We start from the raw sequence: 25946 nt of genomic DNA on the forward strand, positions 1-25946 counted from the left end.
GTACTGCTAACGCGGGAGAGTAGGCCGCCGCCAGTTTTTATTTTATTTTTAAAAAATCCTTTATCATTGTGATAAAGGATTTTTTTGTTTTATACCCAAGTTAAGCTTATAAGCAATGAGCAATGGGTAATGAGTAATACATCGATTATTCACCATTCATCAACTATCATGGATCATCCATCATTATCATTTATCACTTGTCACTTATGCTGGACAGCACACACTCCAATGGTCACTCCCTAGGAGTCTCAACACAGTATTAGCACATAACTCAAGTATTACTTTTACCTTTTAAATCCTTTTAAGACTCTAATAAAGGAGGCTGGATTCCTGCGGAATGATACGATTGGGGATATATGAACTCACGATTTAAGCTGATCATTTACAACAGTCACTCCATAGGAATCTAGACAAATCCATTATTTTATTCAACTCAATCCCCACAAAGTACAAGATTCAGACTAGAGCTCTTTTAACTTTAAATTTTACTTAATTATTTAAGTATCAAAAGCTTTACACTCATAGTAATGATTGAATATGTTGTGATTAGAATAATTTGGTTGCTTTTATTAATAGATTTAGCATAAATAATTAATGATTGTATATTAATTTAATGATAATTACGTTTATTTGTTGAAATATCTAGTGATATTGTTAAATATATACCAAATCTAATTTTTATGAAAAAAACCATTTTTAAGGTTGGACTGCTCCAATCCTTATTCTTTTTCGGTGGATTGTATGCACAAAGTGATTCAACTAAAGCGTCAAAGATTGACGAAGTAGTTGTTACAGCTTATGGTGTAAAAAAAGAAAAAAAAGCGCTTGGATATTCTTTCCAGGATGTGAAAGGACAAACCCTTGTTGACGCCAAAGAAAATAATGTTACCAATGCGTTAGCAGGAAAAGTTGCCGGGTTACAAGTGATTAAAGGAAGTTTTGGACCAGGTTCTTCCTCCAAAATTAACCTGCGGGGATTTAATTCGTTTACAGGAGATAATCAGCCTCTTATTGTGGTAGATGGAGTTCCGTTAAGTAATAGCTTAGGATCAAAGGCTAAGCAGAATGGAAAAGATTCTAATAACGATTTCTGGAATCCGGATCTTGATATGGGGAATGGTCTAAGTGATATCAATCCGGACGACATTGAAAGTCTTTCTGTTCTGAAAGGTGGTGCTGCTTCTGCTCTTTATGGTTCCAGAGGTGGAAACGGTGTTATTTTGATTACTACAAAAACCGGTAAAAGAAAAGGGGGATTAGGAATTACATATTCTACAAGCTTAGGTTTTGAAAATATTTTTATGAAACCTGATTTGCAGCATAGTTTCGCACAAGGAAGTAATGGTTTGGTCAATCCTACGGGGACCGACAATACAACTTCCTGGGGACCGACTTTTGAAGGTTCAAATATGACAGTCCACGATAACTTAAAAAGCTTTTTTAAGACAGGAACTAATTCTCAGCATACATTGAGCTTTCAGGAGAACATTGGTGAAGGATCAAGCTTGTACACTTCTGCTAATTATTTAAGCAGTAATAGCCAGATTCCGAACTCAAAATATGAGAGGTTCAATTTTATGGCGAAAATGAATTCTAATTTTGGGGCTAATAAAAGATGGACTACTGAGGTGAAAGCTCAGTATATGAGTGTTAAAGGTACAAACAGACCCTCTGCAGGGCAAGGTGACGGGAATTACTACCCAGCAATCCTTCTGATGCCTCAAAATGTTGATATAAGAGATTATCGTGAGGGGCAGATGCAAAATGGAGTGACATCGCGCTGGATAACCTCTAATGGAATTAATCCCTATTGGACTGCTTATAATGCATTGAACGCTGATAAAAAAGACAGGTTTTTATTAAACGGTTATCTTAAATATCAATTTAATAACTGGCTGAGCGCAGATGTAAGATTAGGAACGGATTTCTATTCCTTAAATTCGGATACCAGGGTTTGGACGGGATCCAGACGTAATAATTCTTACTCTACCGGTCAGGAAAAGTTTTATGAAAATAATTATATCATAAGTCTTAATGCTAAAAAAGATGATATTGTTGGTAAATGGGGAGGATCGTTTTCTGTTTATGGACAGATGATGGAAAGCAGGGATAAAGCATTATATTTTTCCACACAAAATCTCGTTATTGCCAATGTTTTCAGTACGTCTAATACGAGTGATCTTGCTTCTGTTACAACAACCGAAGTTGATATGTGGAAAAAAATTAATTCAGTATTTGCTGCTGCTGAAATTAATTATGACGGATATTGGTTTCTGAATGCTACGGCAAGAAATGATTGGTCTTCTACTTTGAATATAAATAACAGGTCTTATTTTTATTCTTCTGTGAGTACTTCATTAGTTTTGACAGATATGCTGAAAAAATTAAATGGTACTACTTTAAATGCCTTAACCTTTGCTAAGCTTCGCGCGGCCTACGCAATTGTGGGTAACTCTTTACCTCCTCACAGCTTGTACAATACATATATCGCTTCAACTGATCCAAACGGACATATTGTACTTGCAAGGAACAAGATACTTTTTAATCCGGATTTACATGCGGAAAAGCTTAAAACTTTTGAAGTTGGAGCAGACATGAAGTTTTTTGACAGAGTGTCTCTGGATGTAAGTTATTTTAATAATAATGCCACCGATCAGCTTATAGCCATTCCGATAAATCCACTTTCCGGATATGAAAGAATGATGATTAATTCAGGAGGGTTGCATAACAAAGGGTTTGAATTCGTAATGAATACAGATATCTTTAAGAAGGAAAGCTTTGTGTGGAATGTCAATGCCAATTTTTCAACGTTGAAAAGCAACATCGATAAAATTGATGGAATTGTTTCAAAATATCCTTTATCAGGTTTTGATAACGTTGCTTTCTTCGCAGAAGTAGGAAAACCTTACGGAGCCATTTACGGAACAAAATTCTTAAGAGTAGAAGATACCAGCAGTCCTTATTACGGAAAATTGATTGTGGATCAAAACGGATTACCGCAGGCAACGCCTGATCAATATTATTTAGGAGATCAAACCCCGAGAGCTTTGTTTGGTTTTACAAACAGCTTTGTTTATAAAAATATCGGGCTTTCATTTTTAATTGACGGAAGAATCGGAGGTAAATTTTTCTCTGCAACACAAGCTGCATTACAAGCGAACGGACTTGCTGCAGACACCGCGCCCGGAGGAAAACGTGATAATATGATTTTGGATGCCGTAGTGGAGGGAAATGGCGGTTATACAACAAATACAAAAGAAATTACTCAACAGGATTATTGGGGAGCTGTAACATCCGGAAATTTAGGAATTACTGAGCAAAACATTTATGATGCTACCAATATTCGTTTAAGAAATATTCAGCTGACCTATAATTTTCCTAAAAGTATTTTCCAAAAACTGGCCTTACAGAGTGCTAAGGTTGCTTTTACGGCCAATAACGTATGGATGATCTATAGTAAAGCTAAAGGAATCGACCCGGAATCTGTATTCGCAATTAATTCTAATGCTACAGGATTTGAAAACCTTGCTTTTCCCACTTCAAGATCTTATTTATTTACAATTACTTTAGGCTTTTAATTAACAACTGAAACAATGAAAAAATATATCTTATCATTTTTTACGATTGGTTTACTATGTACTTCATGCAATGATTTTGAAGACATTAATAATAACCCGTTTGCCGTAGACGCTAATAAGGCAGAACCCGAATATTTATTAAATAACTCAATTCTCGGTGCCCAGCAAGATCCTAATATTGCAGAACGTGTTTTTGTTTTATACTGGAAAACGGCAGCAAGACAGCATTTGACAACCGGAATTGCAGGTGGAACTTACGACGATTCCTGGACTTCCGAATATTGGAAATACATTTCAGACTGGCTGAATAATGCGAATGCGGCCATTCAGTTGGCTAATGAAAAAAAGGCGGCCGGACAGGGAAAACCTTATTATGACAATGTTATTCAGGTTTCGAGAATCTGGAGAGCTTATTTAATGAGTGAATTTTCGGACAATTTCGGACCTCAACCTATTCACGCTTTTCAGGGAACGAATCCTACTTTTAATTCTGAAAAAGAAGTGTATTATTTTATTTTGGAAGAATTGAAAGATGCAGTCGCAAAAATGGACACAACCCAAGGAGTACCGTCCAATAAAAATGCCTATGATATGGTGTATGGGTTTAACTGGACTCAATGGGTCAAATATGCCAACTCTATGAGGATGAGAATTGCCATGAGAATTGCCGAAGTAGATCCTTCAAAAGCAAAAACAGAATTTGAAGCAGCGGCAAGTTCAAATATGTTTATCGCTACAAGTACAGATAATTTTAAAGTTGCTGAAAAACCGGGATGGGATGCGCTAACAGGTGTAATGTCCAGAGAATGGAACTCTCAAATTTTATCAGCAACCCTTAATAATTTATACATTGGCCTGGGAGGAGTAAATTCTACAGACCAATTACCAGCAGCTCAACATACACAGGTAAAGGCATCTGATTATATTGGTATAAAATATGATCAACAGTTCACTACAATGACCAACGACCCAAGTGCAGGATACTGGCTGGACGGATTACCTAATAAAATTGATCCGAGAGCCTATAAAACATTCTATATTCCGGGGGATCTTACAAGCCCGGTTTACTCATTGTATCCTACTTATACCAACCAGGCAACTACCAATCACGGAGATCTTACTTTTGAAGACAATTCTAAAATAACAATAAATACCGTAAATACCTGGAACGCCTATACTATTGGAAACTGGGGTGTAAAAGGACAGAGAAACGGCTTAAGAAATGTAGTAGGATGTATGCCGGCTTTAGGTAAGCAGTACAGGGAAAGTAAGAATGCAAGAATATTTTTTGCAAGCTGGGAAACCTATTTCCTTCTGGCAGAAGCTGCATTGAAAGGCTGGACCGTTCCAATGAGTGATGAAGCTGCTTATAATAAAGGAATTCAGGAAAGTTTTGTTTATAATGGAGTTTCACAATTCTATGGTCAATATATTGCTTCAACAGATTATAACCGTGACGGTACTTCTGTTTCTTACAGTCATATTACAGAACCGGGAGCAAGCCATACCATGAAATATAAAGATCCTGTAACCGGGAACTTAGTTTCTGTTGAAATTAAATATCCTGTGAATACCATTTATAAGAACGGATCGGTAAAAAATGATAAACTGACAAAGATTATTACCCAGAAATATATTGCCAATATGCCTTGGCTACCGTTAGAATCCTGGAATGATCAGAGAAGACTTGGGCTGCCGTTTTTTGAAAACCCAGCCATCGAAACTCCATTGCCAAACCTTCCTAATCTGAGCTCAGGGAACTATATGACGAATTCTATTCAGAACTTCCCTCAGAGATTAAGATATCCAAGTACTTTCAGAAATACTGATCAGTCTGGATATGATAAAGCTGTGCAATTACTTGGCGGTACGGATGCTGTACTGACTCCTCTTTGGTGGGCCAAACATTAATTAAATTTACATACTAAAAAAAACAATTCTTTTCTGATTTTGAAAAGGATTGTTTTTTTATATACAAATTGACTGAATATATCTTTAAATGGATTGTTCAATTAATTATGATAAGTTGGATATGGATTGGCTTTGGAGTTTAATTGGCTCCAATTGTAAAAACTACCTGAGTACTATAAGCCGCCGCAGGAATTGTTACAGAAACGCCACTAATCTCTAATTGTACACTAATAGCTGAGTAATCTACACTATTGCTGATTCCTAATAATCCTGTAAAAGTAATAGTTGATAGCGTTACGGCACTGGCTTGAAGTATTTCTATATAATTGGCCGTTCCACCAGTAATTGTTGCGGTGCATCCCAGGCAAAGTCCATTTATCTTAGTAGTACCTCCACTTCTTTTCGCATAGAGTTTCAAAGAGCTGTTCCAGGACGTTGGAGCAAGCTGCATGGATATTTTAGCACCTGAGGCTGAAAGAACATTCAGAAAAGATCCTGGTAAATTGCCTGATAGTGTTAACTGAGAAGGATTCTCATAGGTCCCGATATAGTTACTTCCTGCCTCCGTAATGGCAGGTACACTGGCAGTCCAGCTCGTTCCTGCAATGTTTATAGTTTGCCCTTTAAGGCAAGCACCTGCTATTAAAGCAATAATATATAGATATCTTTTTAAGAACTGTTTTTTTAAAAACGGGCTTTCTATTTTCATTTTTTAATTTTATTCTGTGATGGTGTAGGTGATGACAATTGCTGTATTGGCTTGTGCCTGTAAATTGGCATACGTGTTGGTGGAAAGCGATATGGTAAGTCCATGACCATTATTGGCCCCGTTTCCAGTATATGCTCCACCAATACCGCTAATAATGGTAGTAGGAGTGGTAGTAAGGGTAACCTGTCCTGCAGATGTTCCCAATGTTCCGCCTCCTGCTCCGGAAGCCGCAGCTGCCTGCAGCCTTATATTGACTCCGGCAATAACTTGATTCACAGATGCTGTAATTCTTTTTGTAAGTCCTCCGGAAGCAATAGCAGATGTATAGTTTATCCACTTTGATGTATTGGGAGTCGGTGCTCCAACAGCATTTCCAGCTTCTGTAGGAGCTGTAAAATTTAACACAATACTTCCTGTAGGCTCAATGTCCATTAAAGTTACTACAGGCAATGTAAGACTAACAGTAGTATTTGCGGTCTGGGAATAGATTGGCCCGGATACAACACAAAATGCAATTAATAATAGGGTACGGATCAGAATCATCTCTTCTTTTTTATTTCATTATATCCTACTTTCAAGGATTCCTTTTGATATTTGATCTCTATCTGCTGTTTGACAACATTGATTGTTATTTTCTTTGTTTCCGAAGGCTGTAAAGTAAATATAAATTTGTCCGTTGAAATTTTATAACGCTTATCAAGTCCATTTCGGTAAACTTTCACAATCCAGTCTCCCGGACGCAGATAGGTGAAATCAAAATCTTCTCCTATGTTGCATACTTTACGGTAAGTCTGATCGTTATTGGTAGCTTCCACAATAATACTTTCTTTTTTCTTCTTTCCTTTAGCAGATGGCAGCTGGCTAAATTCATTTTGATCTTTATCTCCGGTTTCCAGGAACTTAACATGCCCCTGAACAGTCGCCGCTGTTGTTAATCCGAAATTAAAAGTATTTTCCTTATTAAGTAATGAAAGCGCTGCAGGAAAAGTCTGGGTTGGAATATCATTGATTTCTGTCGTGGAACGGTCTATTTCAAGAAAATAGTTGCCGGGAACAACATTTTTAAACATATAATTTCCATCCTTATCCGTAACAGACAGATAACTTCCAAGTATTAGTCTTATTCCTTCTGTTTTTTTTAATCCTAAGCTGCTGACATTTCCGGACAGTGAAATATACTCGGCAATTTTTTGTACAGGAACGTTGGGGCGCCAGGTATAGCGCATGGAAAATATAAAATCTTTATCTCCGATTTCCCCTCTTTGTAGTGAATACCTTCCGGAAAGATCAAGTTCGTTCCCCTGAAACAGCTGCTGATGAAAAAGAAGCTCAAACAGATTTCTGTCTTTAAAATATTCCTCTGGCATGTAATTGTTCTGATAAAAGATACTTAAGCTGGTCTTATCAGAAAACTTGCTGAAGATTCTCGCTCCGTAATAAAAATTTCTCTGGTTTTGAAGCTGATATCTTGAGCTTATAGCATAACTTCCGAAGATGTTAAAAGATGTTCTGAACTTTTGAAATGACAGGTTTGCGGAATAAAAGCTTGAATTGCCACTGAATCCCGTTAGATAATTATCTGTTTTTCCAAATTGTCCATCCACATTTACCTGAAATACCCCAATCTGCTGATTAATACTTACTTTAAAGTAACGTTCATAATAATCAAACTGTTTAGGTTCTAAACGGTCTTTATAGGTTTGATATCCATTATTAAGGATAATGAAACCACTCGGTATATATTTGTACTGTATGCCATATTGAAAATACTTTCTATAGGGTGCTGCCAGGAGCAGTGTATCTCTTTGGAAATTTTTGGCATCCTGCATATAATTGGCAAAGAAACTTATTTTCTTTGTGAGATTGTAGGAAATATTACCATTAAAAGTATTTGTATTGGTAAAATATCCTCCGAAATCAGGACTGGCTTTCATGTACATTAAATTTCCATTCAACTTTTTAAAAACGGCCTCAGCCTGTAGTAAGTAAGCTGTTCCATCTGTTTTTTGTGTAGTACTGTATGCCAATTCTCCAGAAAAAGTTATATTGTTTGAAACCTTAAATTTTCCCTTGGCGTAAGGTAAATGAGCATTAGAATCAAGTCTTACTTCACTATATCTGATTTCTTCTTTTCTTGGAGTTTTGTAAAGGTATCCTACAGAAATTTCGGACTCTTTTCGGATTTTAAAGGCTGAATAGAAATTGAATTCATCTTTAATATCTCTGAAAAATCTTGGATGGTTATAGAACCCACCGAAGCTCACTTTATCAAAATCATACCGGATTTCTGCCCCGCGGCCATATCTTGCAAATTCTGTAAGATAGGATGAAGAGTAGGTTTTATCACCTAAATGAATAGAAAGATTGTTCCGTTTATAATTCACAAAATATTCTTCATATTGAGTAAATGTATTGAGTTCTACAGGATTGTGAGTAACTGCTCTAAATTCAATCTGGTTTTTATTATTCTTGTCCAGTGTTCCTTTACCATAGATTTCACCCTGAAAACCATCGTGATAAACTCCCATATTCTGCATTCCGATAAAAGATAGGGAGAGGGCAACAGGAAGTCTGTGATAAATATCGTTTTCAGATGGCTTTACTGAAATTACCTGAGTAGTTGCGTAGACATCCTGAATTTCTTTGGGACGACTCTTCGGGTGTACCGAAAGATTTAGGTTTTGAAATTCATTTTGAGCAAGTTCAGGACTTGTTACTTTGTGAATCGTAATAATTTTTGATTCATTGGGTGCAAGAACAAGGGATGACTCGTTATCAACTACGGCATTTTTACTTTCAAGAACAATGTTTTCTGTAACATTACCATTATTTTTCAAAAGGAAAGAAGCACGGATTGTTTCTCCTGCTCTTACAAATTCAGGGGTATTTAAAGCCGTTACCAAAAGCTTTCTGTTTCCGGAAACTACGATTTTTGAATTTTTTGTAAAAGCTGTTCCATTACTACGATCTGTAATGTTCAGGGTTACAGAATAAGTACCCTGTCCTGTTTCTGTTCCGACACGTAATGGAACCAGATATACTGATGTTTCATACGGAAGAATCTGAAATTCTCCTTTTGCCAGAATAGGATTGATTGAGGAACTTGATGTGACAACTGAAATATCATATGTTTTGGTTTCCTTCGAATTATTTTCTAAGGTGAAGGGAATAGAAGTAGACATTCCCGGCATTAAACTATCTTTTTTACTGATCAACCGGTTGGGTTGCTCCTGGGAAAAAATAAATACCGGGAATAGTGATATGATAATAAATAAAGTCCAATTTCTAATCATTCTTTACTTCTAATTCCACATTGAGTGCAAAAGCATTCTCTTCTTCATCGGTGGCTATAATAGCTGCTTTGTATTTATCAGGGGGTACTTTACTGATATCAATGTAAAATGTTTTGGAGGTGTCTGGCAAAAGCCCCATGGTTAAACTTGAATAAGTTCCCACTTTTTCACCCGTTTTGCGGTTATAGATTTCAATGGAAGCTGTCGGTTTACAGTAAAGATTGCCATTATTGGCTATTGCTATCTTTGCTGTTTGTTTTCCTTCCTGTTTTTCCACCTTTACACTTTCAAACTTAAGGTCCGGCTGGGCCTTTTCTGTTTCAAAATCTGTAATGACCTGAATGGCATATCGTATAACAGAAGTGATACTTACTCCCGGCTTACCGTCGCTGGGTTTTATCTCTTCTACCGGCTCTACAATAATCACACTCCAATAACTTCCAGGATCCATTGCCTGATTGGGAATGGTTATTTCATAGAAGATCTCAGTCTTTTCTTTACCTTTAAGGGTAACAAGATTAGTGTTGAGTTTCAGCCACTCTCCGTTACTTCGTTTATTGGTACGTAATGCTGTATAATTGATCGTTCCGTCCGCATGGTAGGTATAATCCTGTAAAAATATTTTTACACTTTGAGGATTGCTGCCCGTGTTTTCAATGGCAACTTTTCCTTTATAAACCTTTCCGTTTTCTATTTTGTAAGAATGCGTAAGCCCGTTGAGAATCACAATACCGGCATGTAAAAAGCTGAACTGCAAAATCAGGGTGATCAAAAGAAGGATACGCTTTATCATTGTGTAAAGTTTGAAGTTAAATCATTAATAATACAAAGCCAGGAAGAAACTGAATAACAACTTCTTCTTGTTTTTTGAAACGCGAAATTGAATTTAAATTAAATTCTAATTGTCTGATATCGTATACGTAACGGTAGCCGCAACAGTAGCTGTAGCTTGTAAATCGGCGTAAGCTGCTACCCCTCCAGGACCACTTCCTGCAGCGATTGCATAGGTAAGATTGTGACCGTTATTAGCTCCATTTCCAGTGTAAGCACTTCCAATACCGGAAATAATAGTCTGGTCAGTACCAGTTAATGTAAGCAGACCTGCAGAAGTTCCTAATGTACCTGCTCCTGCTCCGGTGGCTGCTGCCGCCGTTACATTAAGATCTACTCCAGGAATGATAGCGTTCATTTTTACGCTTACGTTACGGGTAGGGTCTGCCACAGATTTGATAGAAGAATAATTAAGCCACAAAGTAGTGTTGGCTGCAGCTGGAATAATGGGATTTCCTGCTTCAGTAGGTGCTGTAAATCCAAGGGTAATATTTTTTGTTGCTGATGGCTCAATATCTACCAATGCAACTTCGGGAATAGAAATGGTAACCGTATGGTTATCTGTAGCGAGGTCTTGGGCACTCAGATTCCCGCATAGAGCAAACGCAAATAAAGACGCTGCAATAGTTAAATTTAGTTTTTTCATGACACTGTTAATTAGTAAAGTGAAGATAATAAAATTCAACAGGTTTTGAAAAAAATATACCACAATTTTTTTATAACTGCTTATTTATCATATGTAATGCATTATAAGCTGAAATAACTCAAAAAAAATACTGCCCAAAGTTGTGCAGTATTTTATCAATATTATAAGCGTTTTTAAGCCCAATGCGGGTCAGAAACGGAAACTTTTCCGGTTTCTATTCTTCCGGCAAAGTGCCACAGATGATCGTTTAATTTTAGCTTCAAATCATACCAGCCTTTGTATTTATCAAGATCAATAATGATTTTTTCTTCCGTTTTTTGTACAGAAACTGTTCTTTCGCTTCTTGTATAAAGATCTTCCAGACTGATGGAAAAATTTTTCTTTTTGTGATTTCTGATAATTAATTCAATCTGATTTTTTGAGGTCATATTCGTCAAGATCACCTCTGTTTCTACAGTTTTATTTCCCTTAAATTTCCTGAAAAAGCCATTGGGACCGAAAACTTCATAATCATAAGCTCCCGGCTGAACAGTATGGGATAGCGTTTGCTTTTCATATAAAGCATATGAAAAATGATAATTATTATTGTCGAATTGAGTTCTGTCATATACCAAAAGAGGAACCCCATTATCTTTCAGGTTAGTCATTTTTATATGGTCTCCTTCCAGATTTACATGGAAATGATAAGGCAATGGATTGGAAGGTTTCAGTCCTCTTTCCTGAATGTCAAGCAGGCTATCTTTAAGTTCATCTTCAGAATACCATTTCAAATTAGGGACAGGTTTATTTTTAGCTGCGTTGATGGTTTTAGCATAATCCTTCTGATCAAGATAATCCATCTGAGGAACTTTTACACTGGAAGAATTGAAAGCTGATGTAAGATCACCGCATACCGCTCTTCTCCAGTCACTGATATTGTCAACATGAACATTCTTTTTGAATTTTTTCATAATAAAATTCTCCAGAAACTGCAGTACAGAAGTGTGATCCGATACTTCAGAGTTTACGAAACCTCCTTTCGTCCAGGGAGAAGCGATGATCATAGGGACTCTGTAACCCAATCCGACAGTCCCTTCTACTTTTTCATAGCTTTTCAAAGCAGGATTGCTCATATATTCCTGAGTTTTATCCACATATTCCACCCCTTCTTTTCCGTTCATATCAACAGGCTGGTTTGGATTCACCGGCGGGGCAAAAGGCAATACGTGATCAAAATACCCGTCATTCTCATCATAATTGATGATAAATATGGTTTTCTTCCAGGTTTCAGGATCTTTGGTCAGAATATTCAGAACTTCAGAAATATACCATGCTCCATACCATGGTGATCCCGGATGATCAGAAAAATGTTCCGGGGCTACCAGCCAGGAAACCACTGGAAGCTTTTTCTCTTCCACATCTTTACGGAACTGGAATAATACATCACCCTCGGGAACGACAAGCCTTTCACCATTTTCATCTTTTCCGATCTCCAGTTTCCAGTAATCAGGATCATGTACATTGGTGGTGAAAGCTTTTTCGTGCAGGTTTTTCTCTTCATTTGAAAGTTTTGAATAATTGTCAGGATGGTACCTCACCTGATCTTCCTGAACTTCAGCCAGCATGGCTTCCAGTCTTTTTTTCTGATCAGGATTTTTTTCAATTTCCTTTTTCAGATAATTTATGATATTGGGAATGTTTTCATAATATCCTTTTGAAAACTTAACATTGAATCTTGAAAACCACTCAATCGGGTTATCTGTAAAATTACTTAACCACGCTTCCTGCTCGCCGGACATTCCTTTTGGAAGACTGATTTCGTTCTGATAAATTCTCCATGAAACATTCTGTTCTTCCAAAATCTCAGGGAAGGTTTTCCATCTGGCCTGTCTCGCTTTATCATAGTCAATGTTTTCATTAACAACATTGGCTTTTACTTTTCCGTTTTGCTGTTCCCTTAATGTTCCGGACCAAAGGAATAGCCTGTTGGGAGTTGTTCCGGTGAGTGAAGAACAGAAATACTGGTCGAATATGGTAAATGCATCTGCCAGCTGATAATAAAACGGAAGGTCTTCACGGTTGTAATATCCTAATGTCAGCGGAATATTTTTATAATCTTTATTTCCTGAGGCTTTTGCCTGAAGCCACTGATCGAATTTTCCTTTGTTCAGTGCTTTCTGCTGATCTGCCCATGAGTGTGGCAGTGAGCTCATCCAGGTAGATTTTGTATTTTTTAAATCCAGACGGGCGGGAGAAGCATATTTCCCTTCGTCATTTTTTTGGAAAAAAACGGAATGTCCATCCTGTTTTATAAAAGCTCTTTTATCCAGAAAGCCCCTTACTCCCTTAAGAGTGCCAAAAGCATGATCAAATGAACGGTTCTCCTGCATCAGGATCACAACATGTTCTGCATCATAAAATGTAGACTGGGCAGCCGGATCAATGGCTAAAGCTTTTAAAATGGAAGGATGCAGAACTCCTGACGTTCCTAATCCAGCTAATAAAAGGCTTGATTTTTCTAAAAATTCTCTTCTGTTCATGTTCAATCGTAATAAGAAAGAAACCGCAAGTTAATAGGATTTTCCTGCGGTTTCTTTGTTTTTATATAAAAATAATCAGATTTTTATTGTAACCACCAGGGTTTGGAGTTGATATTATCATTTCCTCCGTACTGAGCGTTTAAAGCAGCTTTTAAATTATTGCTGTTGTAATTATATTCAGATTGCGGATATCTGAATCTGAAAGGTGCAGCAACTCCGGACTTTAACGGATAATTTGGATAACCGGTTCTCAGATAATCATAATAAGAAGTCCATTGTGCCTGATGGAACATCATCATGTATTTTTGAGTCATGATCTTTTCGAGCTGTGTCTGTAAAGGATCAGCATCATTATACACTACCAAAGGAGTTGCAAGATATTGGTTTACATCAAAGCCTGAGAAATATTGTCCCGGATTTTTTACATAAGTCTGATAAAAATTGAAACTTGCCTTAACAGCATTGTCGTAATGTGTTTTGGCAGATCCGGAAATCCATCCTCTGGCCGCAGCTTCAGCCAGAATAAACTCAAGTTCTGAATAACTTAATACAGAAGCAGGTTCGTTAGTAGGGTCTTTATAAAAACGATCGTTTACTTTAGAAATATTTTTTGCAGTGATCAAAGCAGCATTATCAGAATAGGGAGAAGTAGGATTTCCTCCGTTATATCCTGTATAATCTGTAATTGCTTTTCCGGCTTCTTTTGCTCCTGTAGTCTGTGCTGCAAAAGTGAACAAACGTGGATCATGCCTGTCTTTGAACATATTGATAAAATAATCTGCCATATACAAACTAGAACCATATCCACTGTTGTTAAACATAGTGTATCGGCTGTCTGCAGCATCAGCAAACTTAAGTTCACCGTTATCAGCAATGGAAGTCATGATAGACTGGCTTCCTGCAATGGAAGCAAATTCTGTAGCAATATTATAACTTCCTACTGTGTTTTTTTTAGATAAAGTAATAAGAATTTTCAGACGGAAGGAGTTGATCAGTTTTTTCCACTTTAAAGCATCTCCGTTGTATACAATGTCACCTTCAATTTTATCGCTGGTATTAATAAGATCATTGGCTTCTTTGAGCTCTGATAAAATTCCGGACATGATGGCTTCCTGTGAATCATATTTAGGCTGTGTAATTCCGGATTCACCTTTGGCTGCTTCAGAATAAGGAGCGCTTCCGACTTTTAAACTGATATTGAAGAAATGATAGGCTCTCAAGAATTTTCCGATGGCCAGATAATTTTTATTTCCTCTTTTCTCTGCTTCCTGCATCATCTTCCCTGTATTTAACAGCCCTTTGGTATAAACTTCAAAAGAAGCATCATTCCATTTCATATACTGATATGAATTTTCACCATCGGTACCAATCATCATCCTTGAGGCATACATATTATCTCCATTTACCTGGAAAGTGTATTTTTCTACGTAGGTCAAAAGATATTTAGGATCAATGCTGGCCTGGTCATTAGGATTTTCATTGATGGTATCAAGGTTGGATTCGCATGAAGCCAAGGTAAGGAATCCCGCAGCAAACATAGATTTCATCAGCCATTTTGCCGTTTTACCTTTTTGCGCTTTCATTTTGTTTATAGTATTTTTCATTGTCTTGACGTACTTTTTAGTTAAAACTTAAGATTAAAACCGATTCCAAACCATCTGCTGGAAGGATCCTGAATATCATTGCTTACATCACCCTCTCTTCCTGATCTGATCTGGAAATCAGGATCGGAGTAAAGGTTCTTTGATTTTTTCCACATGGCTAAATTATAAGCAGAAATATTGGCCGTGAAACCTTTTACCATTCCTTTCGGATTCAGTAATGAAGAGAAATCGTATTCCAGCACTACCGATCTCAGCTTAACGAAGGTTCTGTCGAAAACGTTGGCAAATTCTTCACTTTCATCCTGCGTTACTCTTGCCTGATATGGATAATTCTGTGCCCAGTCCTGAAAGCTGATGGCTTTCGTGTGCGGAGTATAAAGACCGGTTGCAGGATTGTAGTTGACCCCATCCGGTACAAAATAATAGGTTCCCGGATTCGCGTATTCAAGATCTCTGTACGCTATGGAGTTAGGATGTTTTCCACCCCACCACATTTTTTCTACTACCTGCGATCTCATTATCCCTCCAATGCTTCCGTCAATTCCGATATTTAAAGTAAATTTTTTATATTTAAATGAGTTGTTGAAACCGAAAGTCCAGTCCGGATTGAAATGTCCTAAGTTAGTCGGAGCATTAGCTCTGGTCGGCATTCCTGAATTGGCATCAAGAATGACTTTCCCGTCCGGAGACTTTTGCCATGTATAGTCATAATAGCTATCCATTCTTTCCCCTAACTTAATGTTCAGGTAGTTGGGCATATTATCATAAATAGAAGTCAGCTTTTGCTCATAAGTACTCCAGTTGATTAAGGTTTTCCAACTGAAATCAGCTGTTTTTACCGGAACCATACCAAGGGTAATTTCAAAACCTTTTGTGGTATACTCATTCCCGTTTACATATTGTGAAGTAAAACCTGATGATTCTGCGGCAGGGAACTGAAGGATATTATTATAATCTAATGTTCTGAAATAAGTAGCGTCCAAAGTTATCCTGTTATTCAGGAAGCCTGTACTTAGCCCTAATTCATAAGATTTTGTCTGCTCAGGTTTCAGCATATTTTCAACATTCAGCGTTGTTGGATAATAATAAGTCGGATTTCCGTTGAATGTGATTCCCTGGTTATTCAGATAATAATTTCTGATGGAATAAGGCTGGAAGTCATAGGCAACTTTGGCCCATGAAGCGGAAAGCTTCAACAGATTAATAGATTCCGGCAATTTTACCAGGTTTGAAATAACCGCACTGATGGAAGCAGAAGGATAGAAGTAAGACCTGTTGGCTTTAGGCAGTGTGGAAGACCAGTCGTTACGTCCGGAAATATTGATGAAGAACGCATTATACAATCCGATATCTATGGTTGAATAAGCACTGTAAATTAACTTTTCCTTCAGATAGGTATAATTTTTAAGCGCTCCGATAGAGTTTTCAAAAGTGTACACTTCAGGAATTTTCAATCCGTCCGTAGACCTTTCATTTTTGTTGTTTTTATAATAGAAGGCGGAACCTCCGGCATTGATCGTAAAATCAAAGTTTTCAGATATTTTTTTCTTATAGGTGGCTAAAACATCATAGTTCAGGTTCCATGTCTTATTATCTTTCAAAATATAACCTCCGCTTCTCGGCGCACTATAATTGAAGTAAGAATAAGGGCTCAAAATTTCCGTTTTGCTGTGGTTTTCCACAAGAGATATTTTCCCTTTTACCGATAGATCCTGGGTTGCTTTATACTCTAAGCCTGTCTGTGCATTGATAATATTGGTTCTGTTCTGATTTTTATAATACTCAGCTCCGAACCATGGGTTGTTGTACCAGGCATAGTTCCAGTTGGCCTGTGCTCTTCCTTCCTTTCCGGGAATCCACATGTGATTTTTCAGTGCCTTTCCGTCTACATCGCCTCCCATCCAGATCAGGATGGTGTACATATGTCCGCTTGGGTTGTAATCGTAGTTGGGAATATTAGGGGTGAAGGCCTGATTGAAGTTGAATTTTGTATCAAAGATTAATTTCTCACCAAGATGGTTTTCAGAAGAAAAATTAATTCCGTATTTCTGAAGGTATGAATTCGGAACCCTGTCATCATAATTCATGAAATTCCCGGAGAATCTGTAGACGTCTTTGTTGTTTCTGTAGCTGATCGCAAAGTTATTATTGTTGATCACTGCTGGTTTTAAGAATGTACTTAAGTTATCATGGTATTTCCAGTCAATCGGGACTCTTTCATATCTTGATTTATCATCATACTGAGTTCCCGTCACAGCTCCATACCACGGAACGACCTGACCTGTTACTTTATCTCTAATCGGACTGTTCCACTGGGCAATTTGCAAACCTGGAACAAACTTTGGCCCCCAGATCATATCTCCGTCATTCACGCCGCCATCAGCTCCGTCCCAGAATTCATATTTTCCATGAGAACCGTTACCATATTCAGTCTGGGTTTTCGGGAGATTGGTAAAGCCTCCTGTGATCATCGTATTTTGAGAGAATTCAACGGAGAATCCTTTCTTCTTCGCATTTTTTGTGGTGATCAAAACAGCTCCGTAACGACCTCTTGAACCATATAAAGCAGAAGCGGTAGCTCCTTTCAGTACGTTGATGTTTTCAATATTATTAGGGTCTAAATTCTGGAAAACCTCTTTTTCCACAATAACACCATCAATGACAAAAACGAGATTGGAATTTCCTCTCAATGTAAACTGTGGGGCCTGTTGCATTCCCGTTGGATTGGAAACATTCAGACCAGCAACCTGTCCGGAAAATAAGTTCCCGATACTCGGCGTAGTAATGGTTTCAAACTGTTTCGTTCCCACTTCCTGAGTAGCATATCCGATTTTTTCTTTCTTTTTGGCAATACCTAAAGCGGTAATAACAACGCCTTCAATCTGCTTTTCGTTTTGCTTTTTTAAAACAACGGAATACTGTTTTTTGGAAGAAACCTCAACGGTATAAACGGAAAAATCAGGAGCAAAAAATTCAAGAATATCTTTTGGGTTTGCAGAAATAGTGAAATTACCATTTTCATCTGTAGTAGCAGTCTTTCCTGTGTTTTTGTCGGTGATGTTCACACCGGAAACACTAGAACCGTTTTCTGATTTTACATTTCCTGAAATATTGATTTCCTGTGCGGAAAAATAAAGAGGAAGTAAAAAAACGGCAAAAGTGGCTAGAGTTTTCTTCATTTTTTTGAAAGCAAATTTAGCAGAGCACTGTTACCTGTACTTTAATGATGCATTAAAATAAAAATACGATTTAATATTTTTTAACATGAAGAATTAATAGAAAAGTAAAATAGAAAATGTCTTTTGTATGGAGACTTTTGCTTTATTATATAAATATTGTTAGGAAGCTGGGAGAGGGAGGCTGGAAGTTATTGTGGTGTTGTCAACTTCTTGAAGCTCACAGTAATAAATTCTGAATAAAAACTTTCTAATAATAATAGAATAGTAAAACTGTGACTTTGATAACATCCAGCCTCCAGCCTCCAGCTTCCCTCTTCCTTTCTATTTCTAAAACCTGCTCAGAATTCCCCAGTGGATTTTAATATCATTAAATTTAAAAGGATTTCCGAACTCATTACCATTAGACAGCTGGAAGCTCATCAAACCGATAGGAATGAAGAAATTGAAACCGAGCCCGACACTGTAGAGCTTGGGTTTTACATTTAAAGATTTATTGTTGAGCTGACCATATTGGCCAAAGACATCAAAAAAAGCCTGGTTACCAATCAGATATCTGTATTCCAAACTTCCGTAATAATAGAAGTCGGCGGCGAGCGAGTTTTCATTGAAACCCCGCATGGAGTTCCAGCCGCCAAAACGGTATAATTCATTGGCAGAGAATTCTATTTTAGAATCCATCATCGCACCTTCCGCTTTGATGTTCAGGAAGTGATTTCCTGAAATATGATAATTATGTTCTCCAAAGAAATAAAACTGGTTTTGATTGGCTTTAATATTATCTTTTGAATAAGTGGTTGTTAAGAAATCATATCCGGCATTGATCCTTGTTTTATAAAGGAAAAGGTCAATATCTGTAGGCTCAGTCATTTCATACCATATCCCGATCCCTTTTTTGTTGTAGTCTTTTCCCTGAACGTATAAGGTGTCAATAATAGTAGAGGTTTCCAAAGTTGCCCTTAGACCTATTTTATTCCGGTTGTTGATGTGGTAATAAAAGGCAGGCAGGAATTTTACATTGGCAAACGTAGAATCCTGACGGTAGATATTTACTTTTGTATCCATCCCGACATTCGATTTGAAAAGGTACGGAATATCTACCCTAAGATCGAAAGTCTGTCCTTTATCAGGGTTTCTCTGCCAGTATAAATTCACGGTTTCAAAACCATTGAACATATTCCTGAAATTGACATTCATTGTCCCGTTTAAGGTAAACTTGGAAGTTTTATCATTCCCGAAGCCGATTACCCCATCAAAAGTATTTGTCTTTTTCTTTTCCAGAAACAGGTAAATACTGGTGGAATCTTTTGTAAATAAAGTCTGAGGCTGCCGTTCAAGGGTCAGAAAAGGATGACTCTGAAAGGTTTTGTTGATGGCTAAAAGGTTTTTATCATCATAGTTTTTATCTTTAAACTCCTTTTCCAGGTTTTTGATGAATCTTTTGGGAACTTTTTCGTATCCTTTTACCACGAACCCGTTGATTGTTCTTTTATCATTCTTGTTGATGTCAAGTTCTACGATCGGATAACCGTTTTTCTGGCCTTTGTATTTAGATTTGATTCTGCTGAAAGAATACCCTTCATCAATATAAGTCTTGTTGATACTTTTCTTGGTGGAGTCTAAATTTTTAGTGAAAAAATCTTTCTGGATTTTTAATTTCTGAACAAGAGAATCTGTAAGGTTGACATACGTTTCGTTGAAATTCTTTCCTTTATCGTAGAAAATTTCCGTGCTGTCACCTTTTATTTTTACGTCTTTCAGCTGGGTAAAGAAATAATTACTCTGGGCTAATGAATCCAGAAATTTTACAGCGGAAGTAGAATCTTTTACTTTTTTCCTGACCTTGGTCTCCGTATCAATCAGCCAATACTGCTTCTTCTGCGCTTGTGTAAAAACGCAGAACAGTACAAAAAATATTTTTAAAAGTAATTTCAATTTATTCTTCTGAATATGAAAAGGAATCTCTATAAATACAAAAGATTCTTCACTGCATTTCTGAACTACATTTGCAGACTTTCAGTCTGTGTTCAGAATGACAATGCGCCTTATCAATCAACTAATTTTTATCCAGTTTATTATACTTCTTCATCAAATTCTCATAAGTTCCCTGCGGAAGAATCCATTTTAAAGGAACCCCGATTTTCTGTCCGAATTTACCAAAATAATAATGCGCTTTCCATTTATTTTTTGCTAAAAGTTTTTCAATGTATTCTGCCACTTCCAAAGGCTCTGTTCCGTCATTCACGTGAGAATTCATCAGCGCATATACTTTGTCAAAAACATTTTTATAAGGCTGGGAAACCTGTGCAATGACTCTGTTGTCTGCAATATTGGTTTTAATATCTCCCAGATGCAGAGAGCATACATCAATATTCCATGGGTAAACTTCATATCTCATCGCTTCAGTTACTTTATCCAATGCGGATTTGGAAGCCGAATAAAATCCACGGAAAGGCAGACCCATTTCACTTCCGATACTGGAAACATTGATGATTTTTCCAAATTTGTGCGTACGCATATTCGGGAGTACGGCACTCATCATCTGCACAGGTCCGGCAAGATTCAGGCTGAAAAGCTTCAGAATATCTTCTTTCGTAGAATCTTCCACTGCACCTACCATTCCCATTCCGGCATTGTTGATCAGAACATCAATTTTGCTTTCTGTTTTTAAAACCTCAGCTACAGCATTTTGAACTGCAGTATTTTCTGTCACATCAGTTGGGATAGATTTGAAGTATTGGCTTTCTGTATATTTTCTGCTTAATCCGTATACTTTATGTCCTTTTTTACCAAAATATTCTGCCAATGCAAACCCGATTCCTGATGAGGTTCCTGTTATAATGATGGTCATTGAATTCGTATGATTTTTAATGTTTTTATTTTCTTCTGATACCAGTGAGACGTTTTTAATAGTCTGTGTTCAAAAGTAAAATCTATTTTCAGCAAATGTAAAAAAAGAAAAATGAACTCAGTTATTTATTATTTCTGAAATAATTTTTAATGAGTCTTCATTTATTGTCCCGGTTTGATAATAAATTTAAGACAAACTTAATATTAATTCATTATTTATCATCGGAGGAATGATTATTTTTAATTACATATATTTCTGAAAAACAGTCGTTTAGTTTTATTTTGTGGTAGATGGTGCCTGAAAAAATCTAAAATTTCTTAATAAAAACATAAGAAAACCTTAATGAGGCATGGAAGCAGACTGATCTAATTTTGCACCTAATCAAAAAGGAGATCATGAATGTATTTAAAATCCCTGTATCCGTAACGTATTTAACGGGAAGGGTATTACTTATTGGTGCAATATCGGCTTCACCGGTGTTCCTCGCTCAAAAAAAAGACAGCTTAAAAGAAAAATCCATCGACGAGATTGTTGTTGTCGGCTACGGAACACAGAAAAAAAGTAAAGTTTCCGGAGCCGTTTCGGAGGCTTCGCTGGATAAGCTAACCTCCAGATCTTTATCCGGAGTAGGAGAAGTTCTTCAGGGGAAAGCTCCCGGAGTAACTGTAGTGAACGAAGGTGGAGATCCTAACGGAGCACCGAAGGTCAATATTCGTGGTCTGGGAGGAATCAATGGAGAAACACCTTTGTATGTGGTGGATGGAGTGGTTTTCAACGGAACACCCTCTATCAATCCGAATGATATTCAAGATATTTCTGTACTTAAAGATGCCTCTGCGGCCATTTATGGAGCAAGATCTTCCGGAGGGGTTATTCTTATTACCACTAAAAAAGGGAAGAAAGGAAATCTAACAGTAGATTTTGATGTTAAGTACGGTTTAAACCAGGCATGGAGGCTGAAAGAATCCCTGAATGCGGCAGAATTTCAGGATGTGATGTACAAAGCCTATGAAAATGCGGGGAAACTGGGAAGTCTGCCAACTGCTTTTAATCCTAATCAATATCCGGACGGAAGAATTACCAGAACAGACTGGATGAAAGAAATTTTCAGAACAGGAACTATTCAGGAATACAATATTAATCTTAGCGGAGGAAGTGAGAAATCCAGATATTTTGTGGGCATGAACCACAGAAACCTTGAGGGGATTTTACTGAATACTCAGGCAAAACGATACAATTTCAGAGTCAATTCTGAACATAAAGTAAAAGACTGGCTCACGATCGGAGAAAATATGTACTATAATTACTCTGACGGCAATACAGCTGATACCAAAAGTGGATATACAGGAGCTTTGGTGGCGGCTATGTACTATCCGCCCAATGTTCCGGTATATACACCCAGCGGTGCTTTTTCCGGACTGCCGATTGATGTGGCGGGTGGTTATGGAGATATGATCAACCCTGTTGCGTATCTTAAAAGAATCAGCATCAGAAATCCTACCCACGAGATTTTAATTAATCCTTATGCTGAAATTACACTGGCAAAAGATTTAAAATTCCGTTCCAATTTCTCACAGACTTTTAAGCTGGGGGATGTAAAAAACTTTACGTACAGAGTCCTTGAGATTGGGAAAATTTTTGATACCAATAATCTGGAATACCAATCCAATAATTCTTCAACAGCGCTTGCAGAACAATTGTTAACGTATAAGATCTCAGCAGGACAGCATAATTTCGATTTCCTTGGAGGTTTTACTTTCCAGAAAACAATTGATGAGGGTTTTGTGGCAAAATCATATGATTTCAGAAGTGAAGCTGAGGTTTTCCAGCACCTTCAGAACGCTGCGGATACCAATAAAGATGTTTCCAGTTACAGATTCAAACAATCTTTGGTTTCTTATCTGGCGAGAGTAAACTACGACTATGCAGGAAAGTATATTGTAAGCTTATTGGGAAGACGTGATGGTTCTTCGCTCGTAGCAAAACAGAACAGATTTGCTAATTACTATGCCGTTTCCGGTGCCTGGGTGGTTTCGAAAGAAAACTTTATGAAAGATATCTCATGGCTTTCAAGTCTGAAACTGAGAGGAAGTTATGGTATTTTGGGTAATCTTGGAGGAATTTCACCTCAGGCAGTGAATCCTTTGATGACGAGAGATAATAATGTGATTTTCGGACAGGATCCTTCTCAGAATATTGCATATTATGCAACCACACGTCCGAATCCGGACCTGAAATGGGGTAAATCTGAGCAGACCAACTTCGGCGTAGATGCTTCATTCCTTCACAACAGCCTTTCTTTACAGTTCGATTATTTCGTGAAAAATTCCAAAGATCAGATCTTCAACGTAAGCTTGCCAAGTACGGCAACGTACAATAATCAGTATGTGAATGCGGGATTATTCCAGGATAAAGGATACGAATTGGGAATCAATTATAACAAAGTAGTTTCCGGCGATTTCACGTTCTCAATAGGAGCTACGATGAGTCAACTAAAAAATACGGTGAAGCAGCTTGCCAATGTGGATGAGATCTTCATCAATGATAACGGAGTAAGAGGTGTATTGAAGCCAACCCGCGTGAAAGTAGGCGATCCCCTGTATTCCTTTTATGGTTATAAGACCGGAGGGATTTTCCAGACTCAGGAAGAAATCAACAATTATAAAGATGCCAACGGAAATCTTATCCAGCCCAATGCCAAGCCGGGAGATATCAAATTCCTGAAAAAGGAAGGAAATACCGGAGTGCTTAATAATAATGATTTTGTTAATCTTGGAAGTCCATACCCTAAGTTCTCCTATGGCTTTTCATACAATATGACCTGGAAAAACTTTGATCTGAATTTATTCTTCCAGGGCGTTTACGGAAACAAAATTTTCAACGGAATGAAGTTTATTTCGTTGAATCCGGGTGGAACGGGACAAAACTATAATATGGACAGAGATATCCTGAATGCATGGACACCTCAGAATACGAATACCGATATCCCAAGACTGGTACACGGTGACCCAAGCGGCAATTATTCCAAAGTATCAGATTTCTACGTGGAAGACGGATCTTACTTAAGGCTGAAAAACCTTACCATCGGGTATTCATTACCAAAAGAATTGTACCATAAACTGGATGTAAACAAAGTGAGAGTGTATGTAACCACCAACAACCTGTTTACCATAACGAAATATACAGGATTTGATCCTGAAGTAGGAATGAACTCTTACGGAGTAGATACCGGAAGATATCCTCAGGCACGCTCATTCATCTTCGGAGTAGAGATCGGATTATAATTTTTAACCAACAAAAAGTAAAAAAATGAAATTTTTCAATAAAATATTGTTAGTATCAGGAATATCCGTAATGCTTTTGTCATGTACAGGCGAACTGGATGTTCAACCTGAAGGAACACCTACCGAAGCCAGCTTCTGGAAAACAGAAAACGATCTTATTACCGGGGCAAACGCGATGTACAAGCCTTTATTCGATGGTGAATTTTACGGCAGAGGTTTGTTCTGGTTTATCAATGCCAGTGATGATATGGTAACCGGAAGAGCAAAAAGTGAGGCGGATAACGCCAAAAACTTCAGCAGCAATTATATCGCGGCAGGTGATCTTGAAACCCAATGGAACAAAAGATATAATGTGATTGGAGTTGCGAACCGTGTGATCCGTAACGTTGATAATATTCAAACCTCCCAGGCAACAAAAAATAAATATCTGGGAGAAGCTCTGTTCATGAGCAGCAGAATGTATTTTGAACTTGCCTATTCTTATGGAAATGAAAAAGCAGGTGTTCCTATCATCGACCGTTCAAAAGATCCGGATCCCAACCCGATTCCAAGAGCGGCCAACGTAATGGAAAATTACACGTACATTGTCAATGACCTGAAAAGAGCTGCTGAATTATTACCTGCACAGGCAGAACTTCCTGCAAAGGATTATGGAAGACCTCATAAAGCCGCTGCCTGGGCATTGTTAGCAAAAGTATATCTGTTTATGAAAGACTGGAAGAATGCAGAATTCTGGGCTAATGAAGTAATGACCAAAGGAAACAGAGCCTTATTAGGTAATTTTGCAGATGTTTTTAAAGCTGAAAATAACTACAGCTCAGAATACATCTGGTCTGTTCCGGGAACTACAAAGTTTACTGCCTGGGGAAGTATTCTTCCGGGAGTAATGCTTGAAAACAAAGGATGGGGAGAATATAACGGATGGGGATATTTTCAGCCAACAAAAGAGTTATTTGATGAATACGAAACGGGAGACCTTAGAAGAAGTGCTACCATTCTGAAAATTGGAGATAAATTTACCTTCAACGGAAAAGAAAGAATATACGCTTCTACGAACTCCCTTACCGGATACCAGTTTAATAAATATATGGATGCCTTCAAGTATGAGCTGAAAAGTGGTCACGTGAGTGCCAACGGAGATTATCCGTGTACAGACCTTGCCGTTCCGATCATGCGTTACGCTGAGGTGATCCTGATTAAAGCAGAAGCTTTACTGATGCAGGGAAAATCTGCTGATCAGGAGATCAATATGATCAGAGCACGTGCAGGTTTATCTGCTAAAAACGGATGTACAATGGCTGACCTTAAACATGAAAGACGTTGCGAGCTGGCGGGTGAATGGGCAGACAGACACAGAGACCTTGTACGTTGGGGAGATGCACAGGCTGCTTATGCTAAACCTCTGCATGGTATCAACGGACAGGTAGTCTGGGCCGCAAGAAACTTTAATCCGGCTGTACATAATGTTTGGGCAGTTCCACAGGCTGAAATCGTAAACAGTCATGGGATCATTAAACAAAATGAAGGCTGGTAAAATTTAATCT

The 25946-nt window shown here is 37.6% G+C and carries 14 protein-coding genes; 4 read left to right on the forward strand and 10 right to left on the reverse strand.

Annotation, left to right across the window (positions count from 1 at the left end):
• The first annotated feature begins 680 nt into the window (after positions 1-680).
• Both FFS26_RS17105 and FFS26_RS17110 read left to right on the forward strand, forming a co-directional pair.
• Positions 681-3578 (forward strand): SusC/RagA family TonB-linked outer membrane protein, encoded by a 2898-nt coding sequence (locus FFS26_RS17105; protein WP_137905643.1) that lies wholly within the window; start codon positions 681-683, stop codon positions 3576-3578.
• Between the two features lie 15 nt (positions 3579-3593).
• The gene (locus FFS26_RS17110; RefSeq protein ID WP_110011708.1) at positions 3594-5489 is read left to right on the forward strand and encodes a SusD/RagB family nutrient-binding outer membrane lipoprotein; all 1896 of its coding nucleotides are present in this window, start codon (positions 3594-3596) and stop codon (positions 5487-5489) included.
• Between the two features lie 139 nt (positions 5490-5628).
• On the opposite strand, the gene FFS26_RS17115 is transcribed toward FFS26_RS17110, so the two are convergent.
• The 10 genes from FFS26_RS17115 to FFS26_RS17160 all read right to left on the reverse strand — a co-directional run bounded on the left by FFS26_RS17115 (position 5629) and on the right by FFS26_RS17160 (position 21118).
• Positions 5629-6198: a hypothetical protein gene (locus FFS26_RS17115; RefSeq protein ID WP_110011707.1), complete on the reverse strand. Its 570-nt coding sequence runs from the start codon at positions 6196-6198 to the stop codon at positions 5629-5631.
• 9 nt (positions 6199-6207) lie between these two features.
• Positions 6208-6741 (reverse strand): hypothetical protein, encoded by a 534-nt coding sequence (locus tag FFS26_RS17120; RefSeq protein WP_137905644.1) that lies wholly within the window; start codon positions 6739-6741, stop codon positions 6208-6210.
• A complete protein-coding gene (locus tag FFS26_RS17125; RefSeq protein ID WP_137905645.1) occupies positions 6738-9491 on the reverse strand; it encodes a hypothetical protein in 2754 nt (917 codons plus the stop codon). The genes FFS26_RS17120 and FFS26_RS17125 overlap by 4 nt, the downstream gene beginning before the upstream one ends.
• Positions 9484-10284 carry a WxL protein host-binding domain-containing protein gene (locus tag FFS26_RS17130; protein ID WP_110011704.1) on the reverse strand — a complete coding sequence of 267 codons (801 nt, stop codon included), beginning with the start codon at positions 10282-10284 and terminating at the stop codon, positions 9484-9486. The genes FFS26_RS17125 and FFS26_RS17130 overlap by 8 nt, the downstream gene beginning before the upstream one ends.
• 105 nt (positions 10285-10389) lie before the next feature.
• Positions 10390-10968, reverse strand: a complete 579-nt coding sequence (locus tag FFS26_RS17135) for a hypothetical protein (RefSeq protein ID WP_110011703.1) — start codon at positions 10966-10968, stop codon at positions 10390-10392.
• 173 nt (positions 10969-11141) lie between these two features.
• Entirely contained in the window at positions 11142-13487 is a 2346-nt protein-coding gene (locus FFS26_RS17140) for a phosphocholine-specific phospholipase C (protein ID WP_110011702.1), read from the reverse strand.
• 83 nt (positions 13488-13570) lie between these two features.
• Entirely contained in the window at positions 13571-15091 is a 1521-nt protein-coding gene (locus FFS26_RS17145) for a SusD/RagB family nutrient-binding outer membrane lipoprotein (protein ID WP_110011701.1), read from the reverse strand.
• A gap of 20 nt (positions 15092-15111) precedes the next feature.
• Entirely contained in the window at positions 15112-18270 is a 3159-nt protein-coding gene (locus FFS26_RS17150; protein WP_171006344.1) for a SusC/RagA family TonB-linked outer membrane protein, read from the reverse strand.
• A gap of 327 nt (positions 18271-18597) precedes the next feature.
• Entirely contained in the window at positions 18598-20202 is a 1605-nt protein-coding gene (locus FFS26_RS17155) for an autotransporter assembly complex protein TamA (RefSeq protein WP_110011700.1), read from the reverse strand.
• A 121-nt stretch (positions 20203-20323) separates the two neighbouring features.
• Positions 20324-21118, reverse strand: coding sequence for an SDR family oxidoreductase (locus tag FFS26_RS17160; RefSeq protein ID WP_110011699.1), 795 nt, complete (start codon positions 21116-21118; stop codon positions 20324-20326).
• A gap of 395 nt (positions 21119-21513) precedes the next feature.
• Between FFS26_RS17160 and FFS26_RS17165 the strand changes: the two genes are divergently transcribed.
• Both FFS26_RS17165 and FFS26_RS17170 read left to right on the forward strand, forming a co-directional pair.
• Entirely contained in the window at positions 21514-24402 is a 2889-nt protein-coding gene (locus FFS26_RS17165; RefSeq protein WP_137905646.1) for a SusC/RagA family TonB-linked outer membrane protein, read from the forward strand.
• A 25-nt stretch (positions 24403-24427) separates the two neighbouring features.
• The gene (locus FFS26_RS17170; protein WP_110011696.1) at positions 24428-25936 is read left to right on the forward strand and encodes a RagB/SusD family nutrient uptake outer membrane protein; all 1509 of its coding nucleotides are present in this window, start codon (positions 24428-24430) and stop codon (positions 25934-25936) included.
• Positions 25937-25946 lie beyond the last annotated feature (10 nt).

Source organism: Chryseobacterium sp. 2VB, from assembly GCF_005503635.1.
GTDB classification, from domain to species: Bacteria; Bacteroidota; Bacteroidia; order Flavobacteriales; family Weeksellaceae; genus Chryseobacterium; species Chryseobacterium cupriresistens.